23 protein-coding genes are annotated in these 25,688 nt (G+C 71.7%); 7 read left to right on the top strand and 16 right to left on the bottom strand.

The genetic code is table 11. From position 1 onward, the window contains the following. Together BLR02_RS23810 and BLR02_RS28885 are read left to right on the top strand one after the other, a co-directional pair. The coding region (locus BLR02_RS23810) for a transposase (protein WP_143018264.1) at window positions 1–339 on the top strand (339 nt) is incomplete at its 5' end. A gap of 876 nt (window positions 340–1,215) precedes the next feature. After that, window positions 1,216–1,398, top strand: coding sequence for a hypothetical protein (locus BLR02_RS28885; protein ID WP_143018265.1), 183 nt, complete (start codon window positions 1,216–1,218; stop codon window positions 1,396–1,398). Window positions 1,399–1,458: 60 nt separating this feature from the next. Here the strand turns inward: BLR02_RS28885 and BLR02_RS23825 are convergent, their stop codons facing one another. Continuing rightward, window positions 1,459–3,885 (bottom strand): recombinase, encoded by a 2,427-nt coding sequence (locus BLR02_RS23825; RefSeq protein WP_090664921.1) that lies wholly within the window; start codon window positions 3,883–3,885, stop codon window positions 1,459–1,461. 64 nt (window positions 3,886–3,949) lie between these two features. Continuing rightward, entirely contained in the window at window positions 3,950–4,399 is a 450-nt protein-coding gene (locus tag BLR02_RS23830; RefSeq protein WP_090664885.1) for an RrF2 family transcriptional regulator, read from the bottom strand. Between the two features lie 75 nt (window positions 4,400–4,474). Here BLR02_RS23830 and BLR02_RS23835 point away from each other — a divergent pair, with 75 nt between their 5' ends. Genes BLR02_RS23835 through BLR02_RS23850 form a run of 4 tightly spaced genes read left to right on the top strand, consistent with a single transcriptional unit; the run spans window position 4,475 to window position 6,840 of the window. After that, window positions 4,475–4,930, top strand: coding sequence for a group III truncated hemoglobin (locus BLR02_RS23835; RefSeq protein ID WP_090664886.1), 456 nt, complete (start codon window positions 4,475–4,477; stop codon window positions 4,928–4,930). Continuing rightward, the gene (gene ytfE, locus BLR02_RS23840; RefSeq protein WP_090664887.1) at window positions 4,927–5,601 is read left to right on the top strand and encodes an iron-sulfur cluster repair protein YtfE; all 675 of its coding nucleotides are present in this window, start codon (window positions 4,927–4,929) and stop codon (window positions 5,599–5,601) included. The genes BLR02_RS23835 and ytfE overlap by 4 nt, the downstream gene beginning before the upstream one ends. 2 nt (window positions 5,602–5,603) lie before the next feature. Next, a complete protein-coding gene (mog, locus tag BLR02_RS23845) occupies window positions 5,604–6,140 on the top strand; it encodes a molybdopterin adenylyltransferase (protein ID WP_218128041.1) in 537 nt (178 codons plus the stop codon). A gap of 10 nt (window positions 6,141–6,150) precedes the next feature. Then, a complete protein-coding gene (locus BLR02_RS23850; RefSeq protein ID WP_090664888.1) occupies window positions 6,151–6,840 on the top strand; it encodes an NnrU family protein in 690 nt (229 codons plus the stop codon). On the opposite strand, the gene BLR02_RS23855 is transcribed toward BLR02_RS23850, so the two are convergent. From BLR02_RS23855 to BLR02_RS23920, 13 genes are all read right to left on the bottom strand, one after another. Beyond that, window positions 6,778–8,490 carry a sensor histidine kinase gene (locus BLR02_RS23855; protein WP_143018266.1) on the bottom strand — a complete coding sequence of 571 codons (1,713 nt, stop codon included), beginning with the start codon at window positions 8,488–8,490 and terminating at the stop codon, window positions 6,778–6,780. The two genes, BLR02_RS23850 and BLR02_RS23855, sit on opposite strands and share 63 nt — an antisense overlap. Before the next feature lie 325 nt (window positions 8,491–8,815). Continuing rightward, window positions 8,816–9,163: a carboxymuconolactone decarboxylase family protein gene (locus BLR02_RS23865; protein ID WP_218128042.1), complete on the bottom strand. Its 348-nt coding sequence runs from the start codon at window positions 9,161–9,163 to the stop codon at window positions 8,816–8,818. 46 nt (window positions 9,164–9,209) lie between these two features. Continuing rightward, entirely contained in the window at window positions 9,210–10,403 is a 1,194-nt protein-coding gene (locus BLR02_RS23870; RefSeq protein WP_090664892.1) for an NnrS family protein, read from the bottom strand. Beyond that, window positions 10,400–11,137 (bottom strand): carbonic anhydrase, encoded by a 738-nt coding sequence (locus BLR02_RS23875; protein ID WP_090664893.1) that lies wholly within the window; start codon window positions 11,135–11,137, stop codon window positions 10,400–10,402. The genes BLR02_RS23870 and BLR02_RS23875 overlap by 4 nt, the downstream gene beginning before the upstream one ends. Before the next feature lie 31 nt (window positions 11,138–11,168). Beyond that, the gene (locus BLR02_RS23880; RefSeq protein WP_090664894.1) at window positions 11,169–12,425 is read right to left on the bottom strand and encodes a molybdopterin molybdotransferase MoeA; all 1,257 of its coding nucleotides are present in this window, start codon (window positions 12,423–12,425) and stop codon (window positions 11,169–11,171) included. Window positions 12,426–12,438: 13 nt separating this feature from the next. Further along, the gene (locus tag BLR02_RS23885) at window positions 12,439–13,086 is read right to left on the bottom strand and encodes a hemerythrin domain-containing protein (protein WP_218128043.1); all 648 of its coding nucleotides are present in this window, start codon (window positions 13,084–13,086) and stop codon (window positions 12,439–12,441) included. Between the two features lie 2 nt (window positions 13,087–13,088). Then, window positions 13,089–13,841: a peptidylprolyl isomerase gene (locus BLR02_RS23890; RefSeq protein ID WP_218128044.1), complete on the bottom strand. Its 753-nt coding sequence runs from the start codon at window positions 13,839–13,841 to the stop codon at window positions 13,089–13,091. Next, window positions 13,838–14,548 carry a respiratory nitrate reductase subunit gamma gene (gene narI / locus BLR02_RS23895; RefSeq protein WP_090664896.1) on the bottom strand — a complete coding sequence of 237 codons (711 nt, stop codon included), beginning with the start codon at window positions 14,546–14,548 and terminating at the stop codon, window positions 13,838–13,840. The genes BLR02_RS23890 and narI overlap by 4 nt, the downstream gene beginning before the upstream one ends. A gap of 6 nt (window positions 14,549–14,554) precedes the next feature. Next, window positions 14,555–15,274, bottom strand: a complete 720-nt coding sequence (gene narJ / locus BLR02_RS23900) for a nitrate reductase molybdenum cofactor assembly chaperone (protein WP_090664897.1) — start codon at window positions 15,272–15,274, stop codon at window positions 14,555–14,557. Between the two features lie 2 nt (window positions 15,275–15,276). Then, window positions 15,277–16,905 carry a nitrate reductase subunit beta gene (gene narH, locus BLR02_RS23905; protein WP_090664898.1) on the bottom strand — a complete coding sequence of 543 codons (1,629 nt, stop codon included), beginning with the start codon at window positions 16,903–16,905 and terminating at the stop codon, window positions 15,277–15,279. Then, window positions 16,905–20,618, bottom strand: coding sequence for a nitrate reductase subunit alpha (locus BLR02_RS23910; protein WP_090664899.1), 3,714 nt, complete (start codon window positions 20,616–20,618; stop codon window positions 16,905–16,907). The genes narH and BLR02_RS23910 overlap by 1 nt, the downstream gene beginning before the upstream one ends. Before the next feature lie 19 nt (window positions 20,619–20,637). Next, on the bottom strand, window positions 20,638–22,002 hold the full coding sequence (locus BLR02_RS23915) for an MFS transporter (RefSeq protein WP_090664900.1): 1,365 nt from the start codon (window positions 22,000–22,002) through the stop codon (window positions 20,638–20,640). Window positions 22,003–22,028: 26 nt separating this feature from the next. Continuing rightward, complete coding sequence (locus BLR02_RS23920; RefSeq protein WP_090664901.1) at window positions 22,029–23,399, bottom strand: MFS transporter; 1,371 nt, start codon at window positions 23,397–23,399, stop codon at window positions 22,029–22,031. A gap of 221 nt (window positions 23,400–23,620) precedes the next feature. Here BLR02_RS23920 and BLR02_RS23925 point away from each other — a divergent pair, with 221 nt between their 5' ends. Next, window positions 23,621–24,304, top strand: a complete 684-nt coding sequence (locus BLR02_RS23925) for a cyclic nucleotide-binding domain-containing protein (protein WP_143018269.1) — start codon at window positions 23,621–23,623, stop codon at window positions 24,302–24,304. Between the two features lie 337 nt (window positions 24,305–24,641). Here the strand turns inward: BLR02_RS23925 and BLR02_RS23930 are convergent, their stop codons facing one another. Beyond that, entirely contained in the window at window positions 24,642–25,616 is a 975-nt protein-coding gene (locus tag BLR02_RS23930) for a 2-dehydropantoate 2-reductase (RefSeq protein ID WP_090664903.1), read from the bottom strand. Window positions 25,617–25,688 lie beyond the last annotated feature (72 nt).

Genomic DNA, 25,688 nt, shown 5'->3' on the forward strand with positions numbered 1-25,688 from the left:
CAGGACCGCGATGGTGGCGTGCTGCTGATGGGCTCGCTGTTCGGCCTCTACCCCTTCCTGCTGAAGCTCTACGCCGATGGCGGATACCAGGGCGCCAACTTCCAGGCCGGGCTGCGCACGACCTGTCGCCAGATCAACCTCGAGATCGTCAAGCGATCCGAGTTGCACAAGTTCGTCGTGCTGCCAAAGCGCTGGATTGTCGAGCGCACTATCGCCTGGCTCAATCGCTGCCGACGATTGGCCAAGGATTGGGAGTGCCTGAACCGCCGCGCGCTTGCCTTCCTGCGATGGGCTTCCGTCCGCCGCATGCTCCGAAGGCTATGTCAGAAAACAACATGATCCCGGACGGACTCTAAGCTTTTAATGGGCCCAACAGCAACCAGCCAGACAGTTATTCGAGGCGTCCAACCGGCTACGCATCGTTTCCAACCGTATGCCGCCTGCGGTCTACCGCTCCGGCCAGGAACACTGTTCAAACCAAGCAGCACCTACCCACCCAAAGCGAACAGGTTGACTACTCATAAAGCACGACCCTCGCGGCGAAGCTGGCCGGATGCACCGCCGAGTACCTGCTGCTGAACGAGATTTCGGCAGGCGCAGGCGCTTCTGGTCATCGCGGATCTCGATGTAGCCGTCGATGCCAGCCTCGACGCCCCCGGTCGGGTAGAAGACGAATCCCATTTCGAGCACGACGGCTTGGATGGCGTTGATGCCACGCTCGCCGAGGATGGAGTGGTGGCGAATCCTCTTCGTCACCGGGAATCTCTGTGGCTGTCGCCTTCAGCGGCCTGCAGGGCCGGCGATCTCATTCGGCTGTTTCCCCTTGGCTTGACGCCCGCTGACACTGCCGTCGTCTGCCCTGCCACGAGCAAGGAAGACGCCTTCACCTCTTTCTGGGTCCACGACGAACACGATCCCAGCGGCCGTGAAAGCCCGTTGAATGGCCTCCTGACTGACGCGGATGGGCTCCTTCCGACCGAGTTCGAATCCCCGGACTGTGGCCTGGTGGACCCTTGGCCGCGTAGCGAGTTCGGCCTGGGTCCACGCAAGTGATCCCCACACGGCGTGGCACTGTGACTGCGTCATGAGACCTCCAGTGTCGTTGGCGCGGCCTTCGGTCCCGCAGCCGCCGCACCCCATGCCTCCTGGAGCCAAGGTGATGCCGGGTAGGCAACCGCACTCGGGTTTCGCCACGGTCGCTGGAACGCACCTGCCGTGCCACTGACCGTCGTGGCAGGGGCGCTCGGGCTGGCCGGCAGGGAAGGCATGCCGACGCGGCAGCCCGGACGGCAGGCGATCCCGCCTCGCCCGAGCTCCGCGACGGCCGGAGAAGCCCCGTCAGGCGTCGCGGCCGTCTCCGGCAGCGAGGCGCCGCCGGAAACGGGCCAGGACGCCTGACGGGAGACTGGCACGCCGTCCGGCCGGACAGCCGACGTCGGTTGGCCCCGGGGAGGGATCTCAGATCGGACACACGCCCGAGGCGCACTGCAGGTGGGCGAGCTCGATCGCCTCATGCAGCGCCGGGTCGCGGATGCCCTCGACCAGCACGGCGAAGCGCTCCAACGGCACCTCCTCCTCGGGCAGGTATTCGTAGCCGAGCGCCTGGTCCGGCCGGCTCGGCAGGATGGCGCAGCAGCGGATGCGCGGCTGGTGCTCCAGCAGCATGGTGCGGAAGGCCTCCAGGTCGTGCCGGTCGGTATAGACCTTGAGCGTGTAGGAGACCTGGTTGCCGCGCTCGGCGCCGATCCAGTGCCGCTCCAGCAGCGCCAGCCAGCGGTATTGGTCCTCGGGCGAGGCATCGGGCGCCGTCACCAGCCTCTCGCCGATGCCGAGCCGCTGGATCAGCGGCAGGGTCGGGAAGCCCACGACGGACATGCCGGGGAAGGATTGCAGCACCCGCACCGGGTAGCCGCGGGCCTCGTAGTCCGGCAGCAGCGGGTCGCTGTCGGTGGCCCAGCCTTCCGTGCCGTCCCGGGTGCCCTTGAACTGGACCCAGCGCAGATATTGCCGCCGCGCGGGCAGGTGGGCGCCCTCGGTCAGCCCGAAGAGCTTGCTGGTCGTGCCGGCCGGCTTGACGGTGGTGACGGTGACCGGCGTCTCGAGGCCGAGCTCCTCGGCATAGGCGGCCCCCTCCTCCTTCGCGGCCGCCGAGAGCCGGTCGAGCATGGCCCAGAAGGGGGCGGATCGCGCCTCGTCGAGCAGGTCGTCGAAGCCGAGGCCCCAGCGCATCCAGGCCCATTCATGCAGGCCGGTCGGGCCGATGCCCATACGGTTGGTGCGCCGCACCTCCTCCGCATAGAGGGCATCCATGGTGTTGGCACGCATCAGGAAGCGCACGCCGAGGCGGACGCTGTCCTCGACCCGCGCGTCCCATTCGGCGGCGAGATCGTCCGGCACGAGGCCGGGCGTGACCGTGGCGAGATCCGCGGGGCAGGCGAAGAGCGGCGCGAAGTCGGCGATGACGCAGTAGCCGCCGGTGACATGCAGCGTGATCTCGCCGCAAGGGTTGGTGGTGACCGGGAAGCGCGCGGTCTGCGCCCGGCGGGCCAGCTCGGTGAGCAGCGGCACGGCGAGATCGGCCCGGTACCGGGCGGAGCGGATGTCGCGGCCATCCTCATGCACGGGCTTGCGCCAGGCATCGCCGGTGCGCGCATCCTCCAGCTTGTCGCCGTTGATGAAGCCTGGTTCGCCGTTGATATACGCGCAGCGCGTCGCCTCCTCGAAGACCGCCAGCGCGTGGCGATGCGGGGGCTCGGCGCTGCCCGCACGGGCGGCGCGCACGCCCTGCCAGAACTCGGCGTCCACCATGACGGAGTTGTTGGCGGTCCAGAGCCCGCCCTCGGACTTGGCCCGGATGAAGCGCAGGATGCCGGGGTCGCGCCAGGACTTGGTCGCCATGCGCGCGGCCCGGCGGGCGCCGCCCACCTGCACCTCGACCGAAAGATGGTGGTCCACCAGCAGCGCCTGCTCCCAGGGCTGGAGAGCCTCGTCCCCGGGCGCGCGGTGCCGGGCCGGCTCGATGACCTGATGGCGCAGGTTCACGAAGGCCCGCACCAAGGAAAGCGGCCCGGAGGCGGGACGGCCCTGCATGCCGCCGATCGGCGCGCCGCGCGGCCGGATGGCCGAGAAATCGAGCAGCAGGGTGCGGTCGGCGGCACCCTCGAAGGCCAGGCTCTCCAGCAGCTCGACCGCCTTGCCCCAGCCCTCGCGGCTATCGGCGATCTCGTGGCGGATGGTGCCGGGAGGCAGCTCCCCGGTGGCCTCGTCGGTGAATTCCCGCGCAATCCAGGCGCGGATCTCCGCCTCCTGTGCCTCGGAGAAGGCATCGAGGCGGGTGCCCCAGGGCAGCAGGCCGAATTCGGCGCCGAAGCGGTGCAGGTCGGCACGGGTGCGTGGCCAATCGGCATGCGTGGAGTCCAGCCGCAGCAGCAGCCGCGGCGCCCGGCCCCAATCCACCACGACCAGCTCGTCGTCATAGGCCCGGCCGACGCCGCTGCCGTTCAGCAGCAGGTAGAACAGGGTGAAGGACGCGTTGGCCGTCGAGCAGTTGGTGAAGACCTCCATGTTCCGGCCGGGCTGGTCCCGATCGCCATGCTGGAGGTGCCGGCCGGAGGTGATCAGGGCGCCGGTGGCGATGGCATTGCGCAACCGGGCCTGCTCGACCGGGTCCGCCGCGTCACCCAGCAGCGCCATGTTGCCCGCCGCCACCCGCTCGGCCACGCGGCCGAAATCCTCCCCGTCCGCGGGACGGAATACCGTCCGGCGGGCCACGGCCAACCCCATCCCGGGATCGAGCGCGCGGGCAGGAAGCGGCGCGGTGCCGAAGCTCGCACCGGGGCTCGGAGCCTGCCGCGCCTCGGGGGCGCGGGAGAGGTAACCATCCATGAGGGACATCCCTGTATCCGCCGGCCACCAGTCTCGGCGAGTCGGCGAAAGCAGCATATGGTGATCAGACCGGAGTGTCACCCACCACATATAGGGAACGCAGGGTCTCGGTTAAACCGGGCAGGCAATCCGCCAGCGTCACGGCATCGAGTTCCGCCAGGAACGCGGCGCGCCCGCGGGCGAGCACGCCGCGCAGGCGGCAATCCGCCGAGAGGCAGCAGGCCCCGCCATCCGGCCGGAAGCACTCGACCAGCGCCTGCCCCTCCTCCAGCCGACGGACCACCTCGCCGATGCGGATCTCCGCTGCCGACCGGGCCAGCAACACGCCGCCGCGAGCCCCGCGCAGGGTCCGCACGAGCCCCGCTCCCGCCAGGTCCTGGATGATCTTGTGCAGGTGGTTGCGCGGCGCGCCGACCTCGCCCGAGAGCTCCTCGGCCTTGCGCACCCGGCTGGGCTCGGCGGCGAGCCGCATCAGCAGGCGCAGGGCGATGTCGGTGGAGGCGAGCAAGCGCAACCGGAGGACTCCTCGAATCTGGTATTGACGGTACCACAATCCCGGACGAAAGTAACTGGAGTTGGAGATACCAGTTTGACCACCATCCCGGAAACCCCCGAGCGCCGCGCCGCCCTCACCCGTGAGATCGCGGCCCGCACCGGCCTCGGCGAGGAGGCCATCGAGTCCTTCCTGCGCGCCTTCTATGGCGCGGCGCGCCGGGACCCGCTGCTCGGCCCGGCCTTCGCCGGCGTCGGGGACTGGGAGCGGCATATCGCCACCCTCACCCGGTTCTGGGGCTCGGTCGCGCTGATGACCGGCGGCTACCATGGTCAGCCCATGCAGGCGCACGCGCACCTGGCACTGACCCCCGCCCATTTCGCTCGCTGGCTCGCCCTCTTCGAGGCGACGGCGCGAGCGCATTTCACCGAGGAAGGTGCCGGGCACATGCTCGAGCGCGCCCGCCGCATCGCCCGCAGCCTGGAGATGGGGCTCACCCCCCTCGCGCTGCCGGCCAGAGGGCGCCCGATGGCGCCAGGAGTACAGCCATGACCGAGACCCTCGCCCCGGCCGCCGGAGCCTATGCCGCGCGGCCGGTCGCCGAGATCGCCGCCAGCCTGCCCGGCGCGACGGCGGTCTTCCGGCGCCACAAGCTCGACTTCTGCTGCGGCGGCCAAGCCCCGCTCGCCGAGGCGGCCGCGGCGCGCGGCGCCGACCTTGGCGCGGTGGAGGCGGAGCTGGCCGCCTTGATGCCGGGCGAGGCCGCGGCGCCGGAGGCGACCGAGGATCTCATCACCCTGATCGAGACCCGCTACCACGCGACCCACCGGCGCGAGTTGCCGGAGCTGGTACGGCTGGCCCGCCGCGTCGAGGCGGTGCACGGCGACCGGGCGGAGGCGCCGCACGGCCTGGCCGATCTGCTGTCGGAGATCGGCGTCGAGCTGGAGGAGCACATGCAGAAGGAGGAGCAGGTTCTGTTCCCCCTCATGCGCCGCGGCGGCCACCCGATGATCGGCCATCCCATCGGCATGATGCGCCACGAGCACGACAGCCACGGCGCACAGCTCCGCGCCCTCGACGCCCTGACCACGGGCGGCGTGCCGCCGGAGGGCGCCTGCAACACCTGGCGCGCGCTCTATGCCGGCACCCGCAAGCTGACGGACGACCTGATGGAGCACATCCACCTGGAGAACAACGTGCTCTTCCCGCGCTTCGGGGCCTGAGTGTGCCGGCGCCCGTCCCCATCGGCGTGGTCACCGTCTCCGACCGTGCCAGCCGCGGCGAGTACGAGGACCGGGGAGGCCCAGGTATCGAGGCTGCCCTCGCCCGCATTCTCGCCACGCCCTGGCGGCCGGTGCGGCGCCTGGTGCCGGACGAGCGGGCGGACATCGAGGCGGCGCTGCGCGACCTCGCCGACCTCGAGGGCTGCCCGCTCGTCGTGACAACCGGCGGCACCGGACCGGCGCAGCGCGACGTCACCCCGGAGGCGACGGAAGCGGTCTGCGACCGCATGCTCCCCGGCTTCGGCGAACTCATGCGGGCGGTCTCGCTGCGCAGCGTCCCGACCGCCATCCTGTCGCGCCAGACGGCTGGCACGTGCGGGCGCAGCCTCATCGTGAACCTGCCCGGCAAGCCCTCCGCCATCGCCGAATGCCTGGACGCGGTCTTCCCGGCCATCCCCTACTGCATCGACCTGATCGGCGGACCGCGGCTGGAGACGGACCCGGCCGCCTGCGTCGCTTTCCGCCCGAAGGCGGCCTGAGGGGACGGGCATGGGCGGCTGGGGCGAGTTCGCCGGGGCCTTCGGCATCTTCCTGCTCTCCCATGCGCTGCCCGCGCGCCCCGCGCTGCGCCGACGCCTCGCCGGGGCGCTCGGCGAGCGCGCCTACCTCGCGCTCTACAGCCTCCTCTCGGTGGCGGCGCTCGCATGGCTGGTCGCGGCCGCCGGGCGGGCGCCCTATCTCCCCTTCTGGGAGATGGCGTCCTGGCAGTGGTGGGTGCCGAACCTCGCCGTGCCGCCCGCCTGCCTGCTGGTGGCCTTCGGGACGGCCGCCCCCAACCCGCTCTCCCTCGGCGGCCGCACGGCCAGATACGACCCAAAGCACCCGGGCATCGCGGGCCTGACCCGGCATCCGCTGCTTTGGGCCCTCGTGCTCTGGGCCGGGGCGCATGTCGTGCCGAATGGCGACCTCGCGCATCTGCTGCTCTTCGGCGGCTTCGCGGGGTTCGCGCTCCTCGGCATGCGCGCCATCGACCGGCGCCGCAGGCGTCAGCTCGGCGCGGACACCTGGGCCCTGCTCGCCCTCCACACCTCCTTCCTGCCGGGCGCGGCGCTGGCCGCCGGACGGTGGCGGCCAGCCAGCCTTCCCTCCCTCCGGCGGCTCGCCGCGGCGGCGCTGCTATGGCTCGCCCTTCTCGTGCTGCACGGGCCGGCCATCGGCGTCTCGCCCTTGCCCCCCTGAGCCCGCCGGCTCCCGGCGCTGGAGCGGAATCTCGTCGTCCAGACGCGGTTGCTTGCGGAGCCGGAAGGCGATGACGGCGCGGACGCCGGACGGGTGAAAGTCGAGCGTCACGCTCCCGCCGGGTCCGAGGTCGCGGGCGAGCGCCCGCTCGAGGAGGCGCGTGCCGAACCCGCGCCGCTCGGGCCGACCCAGCACCGGGGGGCCTCCGGCCTCGCGCCATTCGACGACGGCGCGGTCGGCCTCATCCGCGCGGCAGGTGACTTCGACGCGTCCCTCCGGCGTGGACAGCGCGCCGTGCTTCGTCGCGTTCGTGGCGAGTTCGTGCAGGGCCATGACCAGGGCCTGCACCTGGCCCGGGGCGGCGGCGGGAACCGTCGGCCCGCACTGGCACCGCACCTCGACCCGTGAGCCTTCCCCGCCCAACCAGGGCGCGAGCCCGGCGCGGAGCACGGCGCCCAGCGCGGCGGGCTCCCAATGGAAGGTAACAAGGAGATCGTGCGCCCGGGCGAGGGCCTGCAACCGCGCGCCGAACTCCGAGGAGAACCGCGCGGGGTCTCCTCCCGCCTCGCCTCGGGCCGTCTGCAGGGCCAGTGACTGCACGGTGGCCAGCGCGTTCTTGGCCCGGTGGTTCAGCTCGGCGACCACGAGCCGCAGCCGCCGCTCGCTCTCGAGCAAGGAGGCCGTCGCCGCGCGACGGCGGCGCGCCCCGGAGCGCAGCGCCTCCGCAACCTCGTCCGCCTCGGGCAATCCGGTGCCGCCCGGGTCGGGGGCGCCGCCCACGTCGTCAGCCGAGGCCGCGATGCGCCGCAGGGCGGCGAAGGGCCGTGTCACCGTCCCGGCCGCCCAGCGGGCCAGCGCCAGGCCGGACGCGAGCAGGACGGTACCGACCAGGAGCGAGGCGACCGCCGCCCTCAGGGCGGGTCGGGTCAGTTCGGACGTGGGCACTGCGACGGCTACGCCCCAGCCAATCTCCGGCAGCCTGCTGTAGGCCGTCAGCACCGGGATACCCTCGGCCGAGATGGACTCCGCCACGCCCTCGACCCGTCCGGCGCTCCATGTTGCCAGGAACTCCGGGGTCACCGACTGCCCGACGAAGCGCTCGGGGTCGGGTTGGCGGGCGACGCGCACGCCCTTGCGGTCGATGATGCTGGCGATCCACCCCTCGCGCAGCCTCTGCCGGCGGATCATGGCGTCGAAGGCGTTGGCGGAGGGGATCATCGCCAGCACGAGATCGGGCTGCCCGCCGGGGCGCCTGACGAGCACCTCGATGGCGACCACCGGGCGGCGGAGCACCGGGCCGAAGTAGACGTCCGAGACGAAGGATCCGCCCGTGGCGAGGCTCTGGCGCGGCGCGTCCCGGCCCTGCCGGGGCGGCGTCTCGCCGGGCGGCAGCGCCGTGTTCATCAGTTGCTGCCCGTCTTCGCGCCGCAGGAGGATTGCGGAGCCGGGCACCTCGCCGGCGACGACCTCCTCGGCCCGCTCACGGAACCCGGCCATGTCGTCCACCCTGAGGGCGCGCGACAGTGCAAGCACCCGGAGCTCCGCCGTCCGCGTGTTCAGCTCCGCTTCGACCGCGCCCGCGATCGCGCGGGCAAGGCCGAGCGCCTCGGCGCTCGCACGCTCCCGCTCGTGGACGTAGCCCAGGTACACGACGCCCAGATTGTAGGCACTCAGCGGGACCACCCCGGACAGCACGAGGAGTGCCATCCGGGCGGGCAGCGTCAGGCGGCGCACGGCGAAGGCGGCCCAGGTTAGTATTGCGGCGGGTTCCTTATGGTGTCGACGCGCAGCCCCGGCAGCTCGCCGAGGCGCTGCATGCCCTCGGCAGCGTGGCGACCCTCGTCGTGATCGGCGTCGTCCGGCTTGCCATCGGTCAGCAGCAGCAGGCGGTGGGCGTCCGGCCGCCTCGCGAGGCGCCTGGCAGGGCGCCACGCTCGCCGGGCGGCCCTCAGGCCGCCAGGTCGATCATCCCGCGTCAACCGGGGGGCTGCGCCGGGCCGCACCGGCCGTAGGTGATGTCCTCGATCCAGGTCAGCGCCGCGATCGCCTGCGGGAAGCCGAGGGGCGGGACGGCCAGCAGCGCCACCTGCTTCAGCGCCTCCTTCGGCACACCCTCGTCCAGGGCACGGCGGCAATGCGAGTGAACCCCGCCCTCGGACCCGGCACCGATGGCGAGCGCCAGCTTCACCAGCCGGAGCGCCTCGCCCTCGACGGGCCCCGCCTTGGCGCAGGCCTCGCCGAGGGCGGCATAGGCCCGGTAGAGCTCCGGGTAGGCCCGCGCCACCTGTCCCGCCGCGGCGGGAAGTTCCTCGTCCTGTTGCACCGGCCCCGTCTCCCGTTCTCTGAACTCCGGGAGCAACGCGCCAGGGTCACCCGGGCTTCCCGTCCGCCCGCGGCCGCAGCAGCATCGGCCCGTGCGCCAGCAGGAACAGCCCGAAGGCCAGAGCCCAGAGGGCCGCAGCCGCGGCATAGGGCAGCAGGCCAGGCAGGAGTGCCGGGCCGAAGGCCCGGAGCAGCGCCGCCGCGGGCAGCAGCGCCCAGGCCGCCAGCATGGCGGGCGCGGCGACGAGCGGATGCCCGGTGTGGCCGAGCGTCGCCCGGGGCATGACCGCCAGGATCATCAGGGCCACGGCACCGATCCCCTGCAGGTGCAGCCAGTTCGCCGCCCAGCCCGCGCCGCCCAGCAGGTGCGCCGCCTTCACCGCCAGGGCGACCGGGACCATGAGGTAGGCGAGGTGCAGCACCGCGAGGATCGGGCGCCCGAGCGTCCGCAGCCCCTGCCAGCGGGACAGCCGCAGCAGCGCCAGCACCGCCGCCGCCGCGGCGGCCGCGCCCACCAGGATGCCGCCCGGCGCCGCCAGGTCCAGGACGACGACCGCGAGGAGCGCCAGCATCCCCGCCGCGTCCACGCCCGGGAGCGGGCGGATCTCCGTCTCCCCTGCGCCCTTCAGGGCGTTGCGGGTGAAGGCCGGGATGATGCGCCCGCCGATCAGCCCGACCAGGGCCAGGGCGATGTCGAGGCAGAGCAGTTCACCCACGGCGAAGGTGCCGTCCCACCAGCCCGCCGCCTCGCCGAGCATCAGGACATCGCCGGCCCAGAAGGTCAGGATCAGCGCGGGAGGACCGAAAAGCCGGGGCGTCGCCGCCTTCGCCAGGGCGGGCAGCACGGTCATCAGCAATGCGGGGATGGGCAGCAGGGCAAGCGCCGCGGCGGTGGGCGCCGGGACCGGCGAGCCGGGCAGCAGCACCAGCCGCGCGACCAGGAAGAGCACGGCGAGCAGCACCAGGGGCGCCCCGGCATAGGGCGGCCGCCCGGTCCAGTTCGGGATGGCAGTCAGCACGAAGCCGGCGAGCGCGGCTCCCACGACGCCTGCCAGCATCTCGTGCGCGTGCCAGCGCGCCGGGGGCAGCGGCCCGTCCGGCAGCGCGGCGCCGTGCAGCGCCGCGATCCAGAGCAGCATGCTCAGCACGGCCCAGGCGGCGCAGAGCAGGAAGAAGGGCCTGAGCCCCTGGCGGAACAGGGCAGGACTCGCCGCAACTCGCGGCGCTGTGGTGGCACTCATGCGACGATGTCCTCGAGGCTCGGGCAGGAACCGATGGCCGGGCGCGGCGCCCCGCCATCCACCTGCCGGAACGGGCCGCGCGGGCCCTCGGCCGCCTGCAGCACGCCCCAGCCGAAGTGGAAGTACCAGCCGTGCAGCGCGAGGCGGCCGTCCGCGACGCGCTCGGCGACGAAAGGGTAGGTGGCGAGGTGGCGCAGGCTGGCCAGCACCGCGGCCTGCTCGGCGCGACGTGCAATCAGCAGGCGCTCGGCCTCGGTGACCAGGCCGTCCATCTCCTCGCGCACCTCGCGCGCCACGCCGACCCAATCGGAGACGTAGTCGAAGCGCTGGCCGCCATGGTCGTGCCCCAGGAGGCAGCGCACCCCGGCGCAGAAGGAATGGCCGAGCACCACCACATGCCGCACGCCGAGCGCCACCACGCCGAATTCGATGGCCGAGGCGGTGCCGTGCGGCCGCCCGTCCGGCTCGTGCGGCGGCACCAGCGCGGCGACGTTGCGCAGGACGAAGAGCTCGCCCGGCTGGGCGCCGCAGATGATGGCCGGGTCGGTGCGGCTGTCCGAGCAGGCGATCACCATCACCTCCGGCCGCTGGCCGTCCAGCAGCCGGTCGTAGACCTCGTGGTCCGCCTCGAAATGCGAGTGCCGGAAGCGGCCGAACCCGGCTACGAGGCGGTGCAGGGCGTCGCCCCCGAGGGGATCGACGGAAGGGCCCGGGGGCGGGATGGGCATGTCCATGGGTCGATTGCCCTCTGTGTGGCCGGCGGCGTCAGGCCAGGCCGAAGCTGGCGGCGAAGGGGTGGAAGCGGAGCGCGTCGCCGGCCCGCACCTGCTCGGTCCCCGCGGGCACCCAGAGCAGCCCGTCAGCCGCGGCGAGCGGCACCAGCCGCGCCGAGCCGAAGGGGCCGGAGGGCTCGACCAGCGGCAGGCCGGAGGTGTCATGGCCGGCGATCCGTGCGGGGAGGAACTCCTCCCGCCCCGGCTTGCGGGCGAAGCCGCGCGCCGCCATCGCGGCCAGCGGCGCGGGCCCCGCCTCCTCCGCGGCACCGGAAAGCCGCGCCAGCAGCGGCCGGCCGAGGGTGAGGAACCCGACCAGCGCGGCCAGCGGGTTGCCCGGCAGGAAGAGGCAGAGCGCATCGCCGAGACGCCCGTGCGCCAGCGGCTTGCCCGGCTTCTGCGCGAGCCGGAGCACCTCGACCGCGCCGCCCGCAGCGCGCAGGGCGCCCGGCAGGTGGTCGGCATCGCTGCCGGAGACGCCGCCCGAGGCGAGGATGAGGTCATGATTCCCTGCCGCCCCCGCCAGCGCGGCCGCGAGCGCGGCCGGGTAGTCCGGCAGGATGCCGAGGTCGGTGACCGCGACCTCGGGCCGCGCCAGCAGGGCGGCCAGCATCGGCCGGTTGCTGTCGCGGATGGCGGCGCCGAGCTCGTCGCCGTTGGACAGCAGCGCGACCCGGACAGGCCGGCGAACCGCGACCTGCCCGACATCGGCGGCGGCGAGCAGCGCCAGGTGCCGTGCGTCGAGCCGCGTGCCGGGCGCGAGCAGGACGTCGCCGGCGGCCAGGTCCTCGCCGAGGCGGCGGATGTTGCCGCCGGGGCGCGGCACGCGGCGGGGCTCGACATGGTCGCCCCGCAGCGCGACGTGCTCCTCCATCACCACGGCCGCCGCGCCGGGCGGCACGGGGGCGCCGGTCAGGACGCGCACCGCCTCGCCCGGGCCGATGGCCGGGCCGGCCGCCTCCCCCGCGGCGATCCGCCGGAGGATCCGTGGCGCGGCACCCGCGACCAGGTCCGCCGCGTGCAGGGCGTAGCCGTCCATGGCGGACTGGTTGAAGGGCGGCAGGGACCGGGCCGACCGCGGCGCGGCGGCGAGCACCCGGCCGGGCGCCGCGGCGGGGGCGAGGATGTCGTCGCCCGCCACCGGCACGGCGCCGCGGAGCAGGCGCGCCCGCGCCTCGGCCACCGGCAGGAGCCCCGGCTCCTCGTCGCAGCAATCGAGCGGGGCGTGGATCAGCGTGCCGTCGGGCATCGTGGCATTTCCTTCAGGAGCGGCGCCGGGCCATTTCGTCGGCCAGCGCGGACAGGGCTTCCGGGGCGAGGACCCGGTGGGCCAGTGGGGTGACCGCCTCCTCCTCCAGCGCGAGGTGGCGCCGGTGGCCGGAGACGAAGGCGAGCGCGGCCGCGGTGAAATCGCCATCGGGCTCCTCGCCCGCTGCGACGCACCGCAGCCCGGCCAGGACGGCCCCGACCGCGTTCCGGTCCTCGCGGTGCCGCGCCTGCAGGGTGGGGAGCACGCCGGATGCGTCGTGGGCGGCGAGGCGCGGGTAGAGCGAGCGCTCCTCGTCCTCGATGTGGATGGGCAGCTCGGCGGTGAGCCAGCCGAGCAGCATGGCGGCGAGCCCCCGGGCGGCGCGGCCGAGCGGGGCACAGGCGACCCGCTCGAGGTGGCCGAGCAGCACGGTCTGCCGGGCGTGCTCGGCCGAGAGGAAAGCCACCGGGTCGTCGAGCAGCGCCGCCTGGAGCGGGGCCACCCGCGCGCCGGCGCCGCCCTGGGCCGCGGCGGGCTGCCCCGCCTCGGCCGCCACCCGCCCGGGGCGATGCTGCCGCCCGACGGCCTCCCCGACGACACCCGGATGCGCCGTCGCGGCAGCCGCGATGGCCGACTCCACGGGTGCGACGTCCGGGGCCACGGCTACTGCACCAGGGGCCCTTCGGCCGCCGCCAGGGTGAAGCCCTCGATCCGCGCCTGGCCGGCCAGCACCTGGATGTACTGCCGCATGGCGGTCCGGAAGCTCGCCTCCCGCAGCCAGCCGGCCACCCGGCCCTGCACCGCCTCGAAGGGCAGGTCGCGCCCCGGCTCGTGCTCGAGCAGCTGCACAACGTGGCAGCCGTAGCGCGTGACGACCGGGCCAGGGTGCAGCTCGCCCGGCCGCAGGCCACGCAGCGCCGCCTCGAACTCCGGCACCGTCGTGCCCGGCTCGATCAGGCCGAGGTCGCCGCCCTCCTCGCGCGAGGGGCAGGCGGAGCGGGCGGCCAGCGCGGCGAAGCGGTCCGGCTTGGCGCGGAGCTCGCCGATGATGGCCGTCGCCGCGACTTCGGCCGCGGCGCGCGCGGCGGCGTCCTCGGGATCGGCCGCCAGCAGGATGTGGCGGGCGTGCCAGGCATCGGGGCTGCGCAGCCGGGCGCGGTTCGCCTCAAACCAGCGCCGGCAGGTCGCCTCGTCGGCCTCGGGGATGCAGACCTGCCCGGCGAGGAGGGCGTCGACCGAAGCCTCCTCGTCCTCCGTGTCGTGGCCCCGGCGCCCGGCCTCGGCCAGCAGGAGCTGGCGGACGACGAGCGACTGGGTCGCGGCGTGCCAGGCCGCCTCGCGCGAGGCGGCCGGGTGGTGCTGCATCTCGGCGCCGATCGCGGCCTCCGGGATCTCGATGCCATCGACCCGGATCACCGCACAGACCCCGCGACGGGCCGCGCCGCGCCGCGCCGGCGGACGAGTTGGTAGGGCCGGAAGACGTAGCCCACGGGGGCGGACCAGATATGGACGAGGCGGGAGAAGGGGAAGGCGACGAAGAGGCTGACGCCGAGCAGGATGTGCGCCTTGAACACCCAATCGACGTCGAGCAGGTAGGAGGCCGCGTCGCCTTGGAAGGTGACGATGTGCTGCGCCCAATGGCTGAGCTGCATCATCACGTTGCCGTCGCTGTGGCCGAGGGAGAAGGGCAGCGTCGCCAGGCCGAGCACGAGCTGGACCCAGAGCATCGCCAGGATGGCGATGTCGGCGGCCGACGAGGTGGCGCGGATGCGCGGGTCGAACAGCCGCCGGTGCAGCAGCAGGGTCAGGCCGATGAAGCAGAGCGTGCCCGCCGCGCCGCCCGAGACGATGGCGAGCATCTGCTTCTGCGGCGCGGTGATGAGCAGGCCGTAAACTTCGTGCGGCGTCAGCAGGCCGACCGTGTGGCCCGCCATCAGGAACAGGATGCCGATGTGGAAGCAGTTGCTGCCGATGCGGAGCTGCCGGGCGCGCAGCAGCTGCGAGGAGCCGGACCTCCAAGAATACTGCTCCCGCTCGAAGCGGACCAGGCTGCCAAGGAGGAAGACGGCCACGGCGACGTAGGGGTAGATGCCGAAGGCCAGGGTGTGGAGGTATTCGCTCATGGCGGGTCAGCCTTGGCTGGCGGCGACGTGACGGATCACGAGGCGCCGCGGCGGCATGGGGTTGGGGTTCCGGCGGGCGGCGCGCAGCTTGGCGGCCAGCGCGTCCACGCCGCAGTCGGCGGCCGGATCGCTGCCGGGGCCGAAGATGACCGGGGCCTCGGCCCAGGCGGCGTCGAGCTGCTCGGGGGTCTGCTCCGGCTCGGCCGTCGCCGGCACCTGGCCGAGAGGCTTCCCCGCCACGAGTAGCGCGGCGTGGAGAACGGCCGCATGGGGCGCCCCTCGGGACGAGATGCGGCCGTGCAGCAGGTCCAGCACCGGTGCGGCGTTGGCCAGCAGCTCGGCGCCGCGTGCCGGCTCGACCGCGGCGTATTCCAGCAGCATGGGGAGGTAGTCGGGCAGCTCGCCGGTGTCGGGGTCGAGCCCGGCCTCGGCGTAGATGCCCTTCAGCTCCACCATGGCCGGGCCGCGCTCGCGCGAGTCGCCGTGGACGTGCTCGAACAGGTTCAGCGACAGGCTGCGGGTGCGGTCGAAGAGGGCGACATGCTCCTCCTCGAGGTCGAGCGGGTCGCCGGACCCCAGGTGGTCCAGCAGCCGGTCCAGCTGCGGCATGGCCGGCGCCAGCGCCGCGTCGGCGGCCAGCGCGGCCCACAACTCAGGCAGCGCCACCAGCATGTCCCCTGTCGGGTAGGACAGCAGCGCCGCGAGGGCGCGGAGGGAGGTGCGCATGGTCACACCTCCTCCGGCTGGCGGGGCACCGTCGGGGTGGGGGGCACGGCCGGGAGCGGCGCCTCGGCAGGCTTCGGCCGGGCCGGGACGCGCCGGAACTCGACGCGCGGCGCCTGGCGGCCGGCCGAGGTCTTCTTGGTGCTGAACAGGTTCGCCCCGGTCGAGCCGCTGGTGGAGCAGCCGTTGCCGAAGCTGAAGCCGCAGGAGGATTTCAGGTCGAAGGTGTTCTCGGCATACTCGCGGTGCGTGCTCGGGATGACGAAGCGGTCCTCGTAGTCGGCCAGCGCCATCACCTTGTACATCTCCTCGACCTGCTCGACCGAGAGGCCGACCTGGCGCAGCACCTCGGCGTCCATGCGGTTCTCGACCGTGCGGGCGCGCATGTGCATGCGCATGGCCATCATGCGCTGTAGGGCAAGGATGACCGGCGTCTCCGCCCCCGCGGTCAGCAGGTTGGCGAGGTACTTCACCGGGATGCGCAGCGACTTCACGTCGGGCAGGTCAGCGGCCTCGTTCCAGCCGACATGCCCGGCCTCGTGCGCCGCCTGCACCGGCGAGAGCGGCGGCACGTACCAGACCATCGGCAGGGTGCGGTATTCGGGATGCAGCGGGAAGGCGACGCCCCATTCGATCGCCATCTTGTAAACCGGCGACTTCCGCGCCGCTTCCAACCACAGCTCCGGCACGCCATCGCGCCGCGCCGCCTCGATCACCTCGGGGTCGGAGGGGTCGAGGAAGACGTCGAGCTGCGAGCGGTAGAGGTGCTCCTCGTTCTCGACGCTCGCGGCTTCCTCGATGCGGTCGGCGTCGTACAGCATGACGCCGAGGTATCGGATGCGGCCGACGCAGGTTTCGGAGCAGATGGTGGGCTCGCCCGCCTCGATGCGCGGGAAGCAGAAGGTGCACTTCTCCGCCTTACCAGACTGCCAGTTGTAATAGATCTTCTTGTAGGGGCAGGCCGAGACGCACATGCGCCAGCCGCGGCACTTGTCCTGGTCCACCAGGACGATGCCGTCCTCCTCCCGCTTGTAGATGCTGCCGGAGGGGCAGGCGGCGACGCAGGCCGGGTTGAGGCAGTGCTCGCAGAGACGCGGCAGGTACATCATGAAGGTCTGCTCGAACTGACCGTAGATGTCCTTCTGCACCTTGTCGAAATTGCGGTCCTTCGAACGCTTGGCGAACTCGCCGCCCAGGATCTCCTCCCAGTTCGGGCCCCACTCGATCTTCTCCATCTGCTGGCCGGTGATGAGGCTCACCGGGCGCGCGGTCGGCATCGCCTTCGACTCACCCGCGGTCTGCAGGTGCTGGTAGTTGAAGGTGAAGGGCTCGTAGTAGTCGTCGATCTGCGGCATGTCGGGGTTGGCGAAAATGTTCGCCAGCACCCTGAGGCGGGAGCCGATGCGCGGCTCCAGCTTGCCGTTGCGCTTGCGCTTCCAGCCGCCCTTCCACTTGTCCTGGTTCTCCCAGTCCTTCGGGTAGCCGATGCCGGGCTTGGTTTCGACATTGTTGAACCAGGCGTATTCGACGCCTTCGCGCGTCGTCCAGACCTGCTTGCAGGTGACCGAGCAGGTATGGCAGCCGATGCACTTGTCGAGGTTCAGCACCATCGCGATCTGAGCGCGGACCTTCATCACACGGTTTCCTTCTCGGCCGCGGCCGGTTCTTCCATCCAGTCCACCTTCGCCATCTTGCGGACCACCACGAACTCGTCGCGGTTGGTGCCGATGGTGCCGTGGTAGTTGAAGCCGTAGGAGAGCTGCGCATAGCCGCCGATCATGTGCGTCGGCTTCGGCGTGGTGCGGGTGACGCTGTTGTGGATGCCGCCGCGCGTCAGCATGACCTCACTGCCCGGCGTGTTCACGATCTTCTCCTGGGCGTGGTACATCATCGTCATGCCTTCCGGCACGCGCTGGCTGACCACCGCGCGCGCTGTCAGGGCGCCGTTCAGGTTGAAGGCCTCGATCCAGTCGTTGTCCTCGATGCCCGCCCGCTTCGCGTCCACCTCGCTCAGCCACACCACCGGGCCGCCGCGGTTCAGCGTCAGCATGATGAGGTTGTCGCTGTAGGTGGAGTGGATGCCCCATTTCTGGTGCGGCGTGATGAAGTTGAGCGTGATCTCCCGGTTGCCGTTCGGCTTGGCGCCCACCATCGCCATGTGCGCCTTCAGGTCCACCGGCGGCTTGTAGACACAGAGCGCCTCGCCGAAGGCCAGCATCCACTCGTGGTCCTGGTAGAGCTGCTGCCGACCCGAGAGGGTGCGCCAGGGGATCAGCTCGTGGACGTTGGTGTAGCCCGCGTTGTAGCAGACCTCCTCGCTCTCGATCCCCGACCAGGTGGGGGAGGAGATGATCTTGCGCGGCTGGGCCTGCACATCACGGAAGCGGATGGCCTCGTGCTCCTTGCCCTTCGCAAGGTGGCTGTGGTCGCGGCCGGTGTTCTTCGACAGCGCCTCCCATGCCTTGACCGCGACATGGCCGTTGGTCTCGGGCGCGAGGGAGAGGATGACCTCCGCCGCGTCGATGTCGCTCTCGATCCGCGGCCGCTTGCCCTCGACGCCCGGCACCGTGACGGTGCCGTTCAGGCCGGCGAGGAACTCGACCTCATGCCCGGTCTTCCATCCGATTCCCTTGCCGCCGTTGCCGAGCTTCTCCAGCAGCGGCCCGAGAGCGGTGAAGCGGGCATAGGTGCGCGGGTAGTCGCGCTCGACCACCGCGACCGCCGGCATGGTCTTGCCTGGCACTGGAGAGCACTCGCCGCGCTTCCAGTCCCGCACCACGCCCTGCGCCAACTCTTGCGCCGTGTCATGCATCAGCGGGTTCAGCACCACGTCCTGCTCGACACCGAGGTGGCCCTGGCACAGCTCGCTGAACTTCCGCGCGATCCCCTTGAAGATCGCCCAGTCGGTCCGCGCCTCCCAGGCCGGGTCCACCGCCGCGCTCAGCGGGTGGATAAAGGGGTGCATGTCCGAGGTGTTGAGGTCGTGCTTCTCGTACCAGGTGGCGGTCGGCAGCACGATGTCGGAATGCACGCAGGTCGTGCTCATCCGGAAGTCGAGCGTGACCAGCAGGTCCAGCTTGCCCTCCGGCGCGTCGCGCCACACCACCTCGCCCGGCTTGGTCTTGCCCTCCTCGCCCAGATCCTTGCCCTGCACGCCGTTGGTGGTGCCGAGCAGGTGCTTGAGGAAGTACTCGTGCCCCTTGCCCGAGGAGCCGAGCAGGTTGGAGCGCCAGATGAACATGTTCCGCGGCCAGTTGGCCGGGTTCTCCGGGTCCTCGCAGGACATGCGCAACGCGCCATCGTTGAGGCCCCGCGCCACATAATCCGCCGGGGCGACGCCTGCCGCCCTCGCCGCCGCCGCCAGGCGCAGCGGGTTCTGCTCGAGCTGCGGCGCGGAGGGCAGCCAGCCCATCCGCTCGGCCCGGACGTTGAGGTCGATCAGCGAGCCGTCCAGAGACTTAGGCGCGGTGGGCGAGAGCAGCCCCTCCAGCCCCAGCGTCTCGTAGCGGTACTGGCCCGTATGGGCGTAGAAGAAGCTCGTCGAGTTCATCTGCCGCGGCGGGCGCGACCAGTCGGTCGCGAAGGCCAGCGGCACCCAGCCGGTCTGCGGCCGCAGCTTCTCCTGGCCGACATAGTGGCTCCAGCCACCGCCCGACTGACCGATGCAGCCGCACATCACCAGCAGGTTGATGATGCCGCGGTAGATCATGTCGCCGTGGTACCAATGGTTCACCGCGGCGCCGAGGATGACCATGGACTTGCCATGGGTCTTGTCGGCGTTCGCCGCGAACTCCCGCGCCGTGGCGACGATGTCGCCGCGCCGGGTGCCACAGACCTTCTCGGCCCAGGCGGGGGTGTAGGGCGCGTCGGCGTCGAAGTCGGCGCTGCCGTCGCGCGCCACACCATAATTGGCGAGGAACAGGTCGTAGACCGTCGCGGCCAGCCGGGTGCTGCCGTCGGCCAGCGTCACTCGCCGCACCGGCACGCTGCGGCCGACCACCTCGTCATGCGAGGTCGGGTTGAAGAACTCCGGTGCGCGGCCGCCGAAATAGGGGAAGCCGACCTCGGCCTCCTCCTCGCCGAGCAGCGAGAGGCGTGGCGTGGTCACCTCCAGGGTGCGGCTGTCGCGGCCTTCGAGGTTCCACTTGCCCTGCTCGCCCCAGCGGAAGCCGATCGAGCCCGTGGGCGCGTAGAGCCGGCCGGTCGCGTCGTCCACCGCCACGGTCTTCCAGTCAGGGTTATTCGCCTCGCCGAGGCCGCCCTCCAGATCGTTGGCGCGTAGCTGGCGGCCGGCCACCAGGCGGCCGTCCTTCTCCTCCAGCAGCACCAGCATCGGCATGTCGGTGTACTTGCGGCAATAGTCGAGGAAGTAGTCGCCCCGCCCCTGCGCGTGCCACTCGGAGAGGATGACGTGGCCCATGGCCATGGCCAGCGCCGCGTCGGTGCCCTGCTTCGGGTGCAGCCAGAGGTCGGCGAATTTCGACGCCTCGGAATAGTCCGGCGTCACCACCACCGTCTTGGCGCCGCGGTAGCGCGCCTCGGTCATGAAATGGGCATCCGGCGTCCGCGTCTGCGGGACGTTGGAGCCCCACATCATCAGGAAGCCGGCATTGTACCAGTCGGCGCTCTCCGGCACGTCCGTCTGCTCGCCCCAGGTCTGCGGCGAGGAGGGAGGCAGGTCGCAGTACCAGTCGTAGAAGCTCATGCAGACGCCGCCGATCAGCGACAGGTAGCGGCTGCCCGCGGCGTAGCTGACCATGGACATGGCCGGGATCGGGCTGAAGCCGATGATCCGGTCCGGGCCGTGCTGCTTCGCGGTGTGGACATTGGCGGCGGCGATCAGCTCCTCCGCCTCGTCCCAGGAGACGCGGACGAAGCCGCCGAGGCCCCTCACCTTCTGGTACTCGCGGCGCTTCGCCTCGTCCGCCTGGATGCTGGCCCAGGCATCCACCGGGTCGGCATGCTCCGCCCGCGCCGCACGCCACAGCTTCAGCAGCCGCTTGCGCATCATCGGGTGCTTCACCCGGTTGGCGCTGTAGAGGTACCAGCTGTAGCTGGCGCCGCGGGCGCAGCCGCGCGGCTCGTGGTTCGGCAGGCCGGGCCGCGTGCGCGGGTAGTCGGTCTGCTGCGTCTCCCAGGTCACCACGCCGCCCTTGACGTAGATCTTCCAGGAGCAGGACCCGGTGCAGTTCACGCCGTGCGTGCTGCGGACGATCTTGTCGTGCGACCAGCGGGACCGGTAGGCGTCCTCCCAGCCGCGCGGCTCGTTGGTGACGCGGCCGTGCTCGCCGGAGAAGCCCTCCACATGGCGCTTGAAGAAGGAGAGGCGGTCGAGGAAGTGGGACATGATCAGTGCTCCTCCGTGCTCAGCACGGGTTCGGCGCGTTACGCCGGGCGTAGAAGAACCAGTTCAGGCCGATGCAGGCCGCGAAGTAGGCGGCGCACCAACAGAAGAAGGCGTTCGGGCTGCCGAAGAAGGCGAGGCTCTGGCCGATGAGCAGGCTGCAGAAGAAGGGGCCGTAGGCCGCCATGGCGCCGGTCCAGCCGATGACGCCGGCCGCCTGGCGCGGCGGGAAGAGCATCGGCATCTGCTTGAAGGTGCTGGCATTGCCGATGCCCGCGAACATGAACAGGCCCAGCATGCTGCCGACGAAGTACGGGAAGTCGTCCATGCTGGTCGGCTGGGTGAAGAACGGCACCGTCAGCGCGCAGGCCAGCATGCCGAAGCCCGCTACCTGCGTGACCTTGGCGCCGCCGAAGCGGTCGGCGGCCGGGCCGGCGAGGACGCGCGCCACGGAGCCGACGAGCGGGCCAAGGAAGGCGTAGGTCAGCGGGTCCGGCGCGCCGGGCAGGCTGCCGTAGCACTGCTTGATCAGCAGCGGGAAGACCGCGGCGAGGCCGGAGAAGATGCCGAAGGTCATGATGTAGAGCACGGTCATGATCAGCCCGTGCTTCAGGCCGAAGATGTCGAGCTGCTCTCGGAAGTTCGCCTTCACCGGGACGGAGCGCAGGAAGGTCCAGGCGGCCAGCGCGCCGAGGAGGATGAGCGGGACATAGATCGCGGTGGCGTTCTGCATCCAGACCGTCTTCGTCGCGCCATTGGCAGCGCGCAGCACCTGGCCCTCGCCCAGCAGCCCGTCAGCGAGCGACAGGCCGATGATCCAGGGCGTTACGAACTGCACCACGCTGACGCCGAAGTTGCCCACGCCCGCCTGGATCGCCAGGGCCGTGCCCTGCAGACGCTTCGGGAAGAACAGGCTGGTCGAGGGCATGAACGACGAGAAGTTGCCGCCGCCGAGGCCGGAGGCGAAGGCCAGCAGCATCAGCACCCAGTAGGGCGTGGTGTTGTCCTGCACCGCATGGAACCAGCCGACCGCCGGGACCAGCAGGGACAGGGTAGAGAGCGCCACCACGTGCCGGGTGCCGAGCAGCGGCGTCAGGAAGGTGTGCCCGATGCGCAGCGTCCCACCCGCGAGGCCCGGCATCGCCGCCAGCCAGAAGAGCTGGTCGGTCGTCAGCTTGAAGCCGAGGCCCGGCAGCCGCACCACCAGGGCGCTGACCACGAACCAGGTGATGAAGGCGAGGGTCAGGTCGAAGGTGGTGACGGCGAGAGTGGCCCAGGCGCGGGCCTTGCCGCCTTCGGCCCAGAAGCCGGCGTCCTCGGGCTGCCAGCGCTGGAGCCAGGTGCCGCCGGCGCGCGCGGCGCCGGCCTTGTCGATGGTGGTGGACATGGCGTGCGTCCCTCTTCTTTCGCGGCCTACTCGGCAGCCACGGTGCGGCCGTCCGGCGCGGGCGCCGCGGCGGGGGTAGGGTTCGGGTTGACGAGGGCGGCGGCCTCCGGCAGGTCGCGCGGGGCCCGCAGCGCCGGGTGCTCGGCCTTCTCCATCCGGCGGATGGCAAGGTGCATCCACAGCAGGCTGCCAGCGACGATGGCAAACAGCAGCATGAAGCAGCTCGTCCAGACGCCGATCAGGTCGTTCATGGCGCCGAAGGCGATGGGCAGGATGAAGCCACCCAGGCCGCCGATCAGGCCAACCACGCCGCCCACGCTGCCGACACGGCCGGGGTAGTAGACCGGGATGTGCTTGTAGACCGCGGCCTTGCCCAGGCTCATGAAGAAGCCGAGCACCATGGTCAGCGCCATGAAGGGCAGGAAGCCGATGGCAAGGTCGAACTCGATCGGGCCGCGGATGCCCTTCACCACGTAGTGCGTGGCGGGGTAGCTGAGCAGGAAGGTGCAGGCGGTCGCGCCGATGAAGGTCCAGTACATCACCCGCCGGGCGCCGTAGCGGTCGGACAGCGTGCCGCCCAGCACCCGGAACAGCGAGCCGGGGATGGAATAGGCGGCGCCCAGCATGCCCGCGGTGACGATGTCGAGCCCGTAGACGCCCACGTAGAAGCGCGGCAGCCACAACGCCAACGCGACGAAGCCGCCGAAGACGAAGAAGTAGTAGAGGCTGAAGCGCCAGACCTGCAGGTTGGCCAGCGGCGCCATCATCGCGCCGAAGCTCTCGGCCTCGACGCCGCGGGCGCGCCGCGCCGCGAGGTCCGGGTCGTCGCTGGTCGTCACGTAGAAGAGCACGGCGGTGACGGCCAGCGCCACGGCCCAGATCTGCGCCACCGCCTGCCAGCCCATCGCCACCATCACGGCGGGCGCGAGGAACTTGGTCACGGCCGAGCCGACATTGCCCGCGCCGAAGATGCCGAGCGCGGTGCCCTGCTTCTCCTTCGGGTACCACTTCGAGACGTAGGCGACGCCGACCGAGAAGGACCCGCCCGCGATGCCGACGCCGAGCGCGGCGAGAAGGAAGGTCGTGTAGTCATGCGCATAGGAGAGCATCCAGGTGGCGACGGCGGCGGCCAGCATCACCAGCGCGAAGACGCGGCGCCCGCCGTACTGGTCGGCCCAGATGCCGAGCACCAGCCGGATCAGGCTGCCGGTGAGGATGGGCGTGCCGATCAGCAGGCCGAATTGGAAGTCCGTCAGCCCAAGGTCGCGCTTCACCTGCACGCCGAGGATCGAAAAGATGGTCCAGGCGGCGAAGCAGACCGTGAAGGCCGCCGTGCTGGACCAAAGGGCGCGGGCGCGGTCACCGCCGCTCACCGTCCCACCCGCAATCGCATTCATCTGCCGCTCCCGTTGGTGGAGACCGGCGGAAGGTGGCGTATGAGGGCGGATCGGTTTCTTGACTCAAATCAAAGCGTTGTTCCCGCTGCCCGGAAAAATGCTCGACAGACCAAGAGAAGCAAGCCTTGGCCTGCGCCACTTCGAAAAGTGCCTTGATCCAGATCAACGAACGGCACCGCGGATTTTCTTATGCCGCCTGTCATTCCGACCGGGAGAGCACCGTGGCCGACCGACCGCTGAACATCGACCTGCTCCGGCGCAGCCCCTTCTTCGCCGCCGCAGGAGAGGCGGCGATGGCGCGCCTGCTCCGCCCCAGCTTCACGCAGCAACTGCCGCGTGGCGCCGTGCTGTTCGAACAGCACGAGATGCCGAACTTCCTGCACCTGCTGCTCGCTGGCAGCGTCGGCCTCCAGGCCCGGGACGAGGCGGGGACGGAGACGACCGTGGAGATCTTCGGGGCCGGCGAGCTCTTCCTGGCGCCGGCGGCCATCCTCGGCCTGCCCTACCTCGTCTCGGGGGCGGCGCTGACCGACGTGCGGGTGCTGATGATCCCGGCCGACCTCTTCCGCGAGGGCATCGCAGCCGACCCGGCGCTCAGCCGCGCGGCCATCGAGCTCCTGTCGCGCCACTGGCGCCTGATGGTGGACCAGGTGGTGGATCTGAAGCTGCGCTCCTCCGAGCGCCGCGTGGCGAGGTTCCTGGCCCGGCGCGTCCCGGAGGAGGCGGGCGCCGGTGTTGCCGCATTGCCGGAGCCACGGACAGCCATCGCCGCCCGGCTGGGCATGACCCCCGAAACGCTCTCGCGGGCGCTCAACGCGCTTGAGGCGCAGGGCGCCATCCGCATGTCCTCTCGGGAGGCCCATATTCTGGACCGCGCCCGCCTCCTGCAGGGTAGGGCGAGGTAGGCTTCCGGGAGGGGTCCGAGCCTGCGGGAGCATCGCTCAATCATCAGTAGGCAAGCCTTGATCAGTCCATTGTTGTTCGGAACGCGCTGAGCCGGCCATGCCTCTGGGGCGGAGACGAACGATGTCCCGCTGGAGGGCACCCGTGAGGGACCGGATCGCCAGGGGAGAGCGGATACGAGGCTTCGGCGACATGCCCGAAGCCCGATCCGGCGGAGGGTGACCGGCGGTCCGGGGCCGGGCCTGCTGGCGACCCTCGGCCATCGCGGGTGGGGCGACCAGGGCCAGCAGGCCACCAGTCAGTGGCGTCTTGCAATCCTCTCCATCGCGAGAGGACGGTTCACGCGCGACCGAGGTTCCGGGCCAGCAGCCTGGCCAGCCCGTGCACGGCGGCAAGCATCGGCGCCGGCTGGCCGAGATGGGCCGCCAGCTCCACCAGCCCGCCCAGCACGGGGCCGAGCTCCAGCGGCCGTCCCGCTTCCAGATCCTGCAGCATGGAGGTGCGGAAGGGGCCGAGCCGGCGGGTAACGGCCATCCGCTCGGCAATGGTCTGGCCGGTGGGCAGGCCGATGCGGTCGCCGAGCGCCGCCATCTCCGCCATCATCGCCTCGACCAGGCCGCGGACGCCGTCATCCTCCAGCATCGCCTGCATGTCGGCGCGGCAGAGGGCGCTCAGCGGGTTCATGTTGGAATTGCCCCAGAGCTTCAGCCAGATCTCCCGCCGCAGCTCGGGCACCGCCTCGGCCGGGATGCCCCCGCGGCGCAGCGCCTCGACCAGCGCGGCCAGCGCGGCGGGGTGGCGGCCCGAGGGGTCGCCATAGAGCATCCGGTCCTGCTTCATCAGCCGGATCACCCCTGGCGCCTCGACCCGGCTGCCGACATGGGCGACACCGCCGAGCACGCGCTCCACCGGGATGGCGGCGGCAAGCGCCCCACCGGGATCGACCGATTGCAGCACGAGGCCCTCGGCCGGCCCGCCGAACCCCTGGAGGAACCACCAGGGCAGGCCGTTCTGCGCCGTGGCGACCAGGGTCTCCGGGCCCAGCAGCCGCTGCACGAGCGGCAGGGCGGCCGGCAGGTCATGGCTTTTCAGCCCGATCAGCAGCAGGTCGGCCGGCGGCAGGGCCGCGGGGTCGTCGGAGGCGATGACGGGGAAGGCCTCGCGCCGCTCGCCCTCAAGGAAGACGAGTCCCTCGGCCCGCAACGCGACCAGGCTGGCGCCGCGCGCGAAGATGGCGACCGGCAGGCCGGCCCGCGCCAGGCCGGCCGCCAACCAGCCGCCGACCGCGCCAGCACCCAGGACCGTGACCCGCATGGCATCCCCTCCTCCTTGCCCGGCCGGTTATGCCGCATCGGGGTGGATGGGATCGAGCGGGGCTTCGTTGCG

The organism is Belnapia rosea, assembly GCF_900101615.1.
In the GTDB taxonomy this organism is placed as follows: domain Bacteria; phylum Pseudomonadota; class Alphaproteobacteria; order Acetobacterales; family Acetobacteraceae; genus Belnapia; species Belnapia rosea.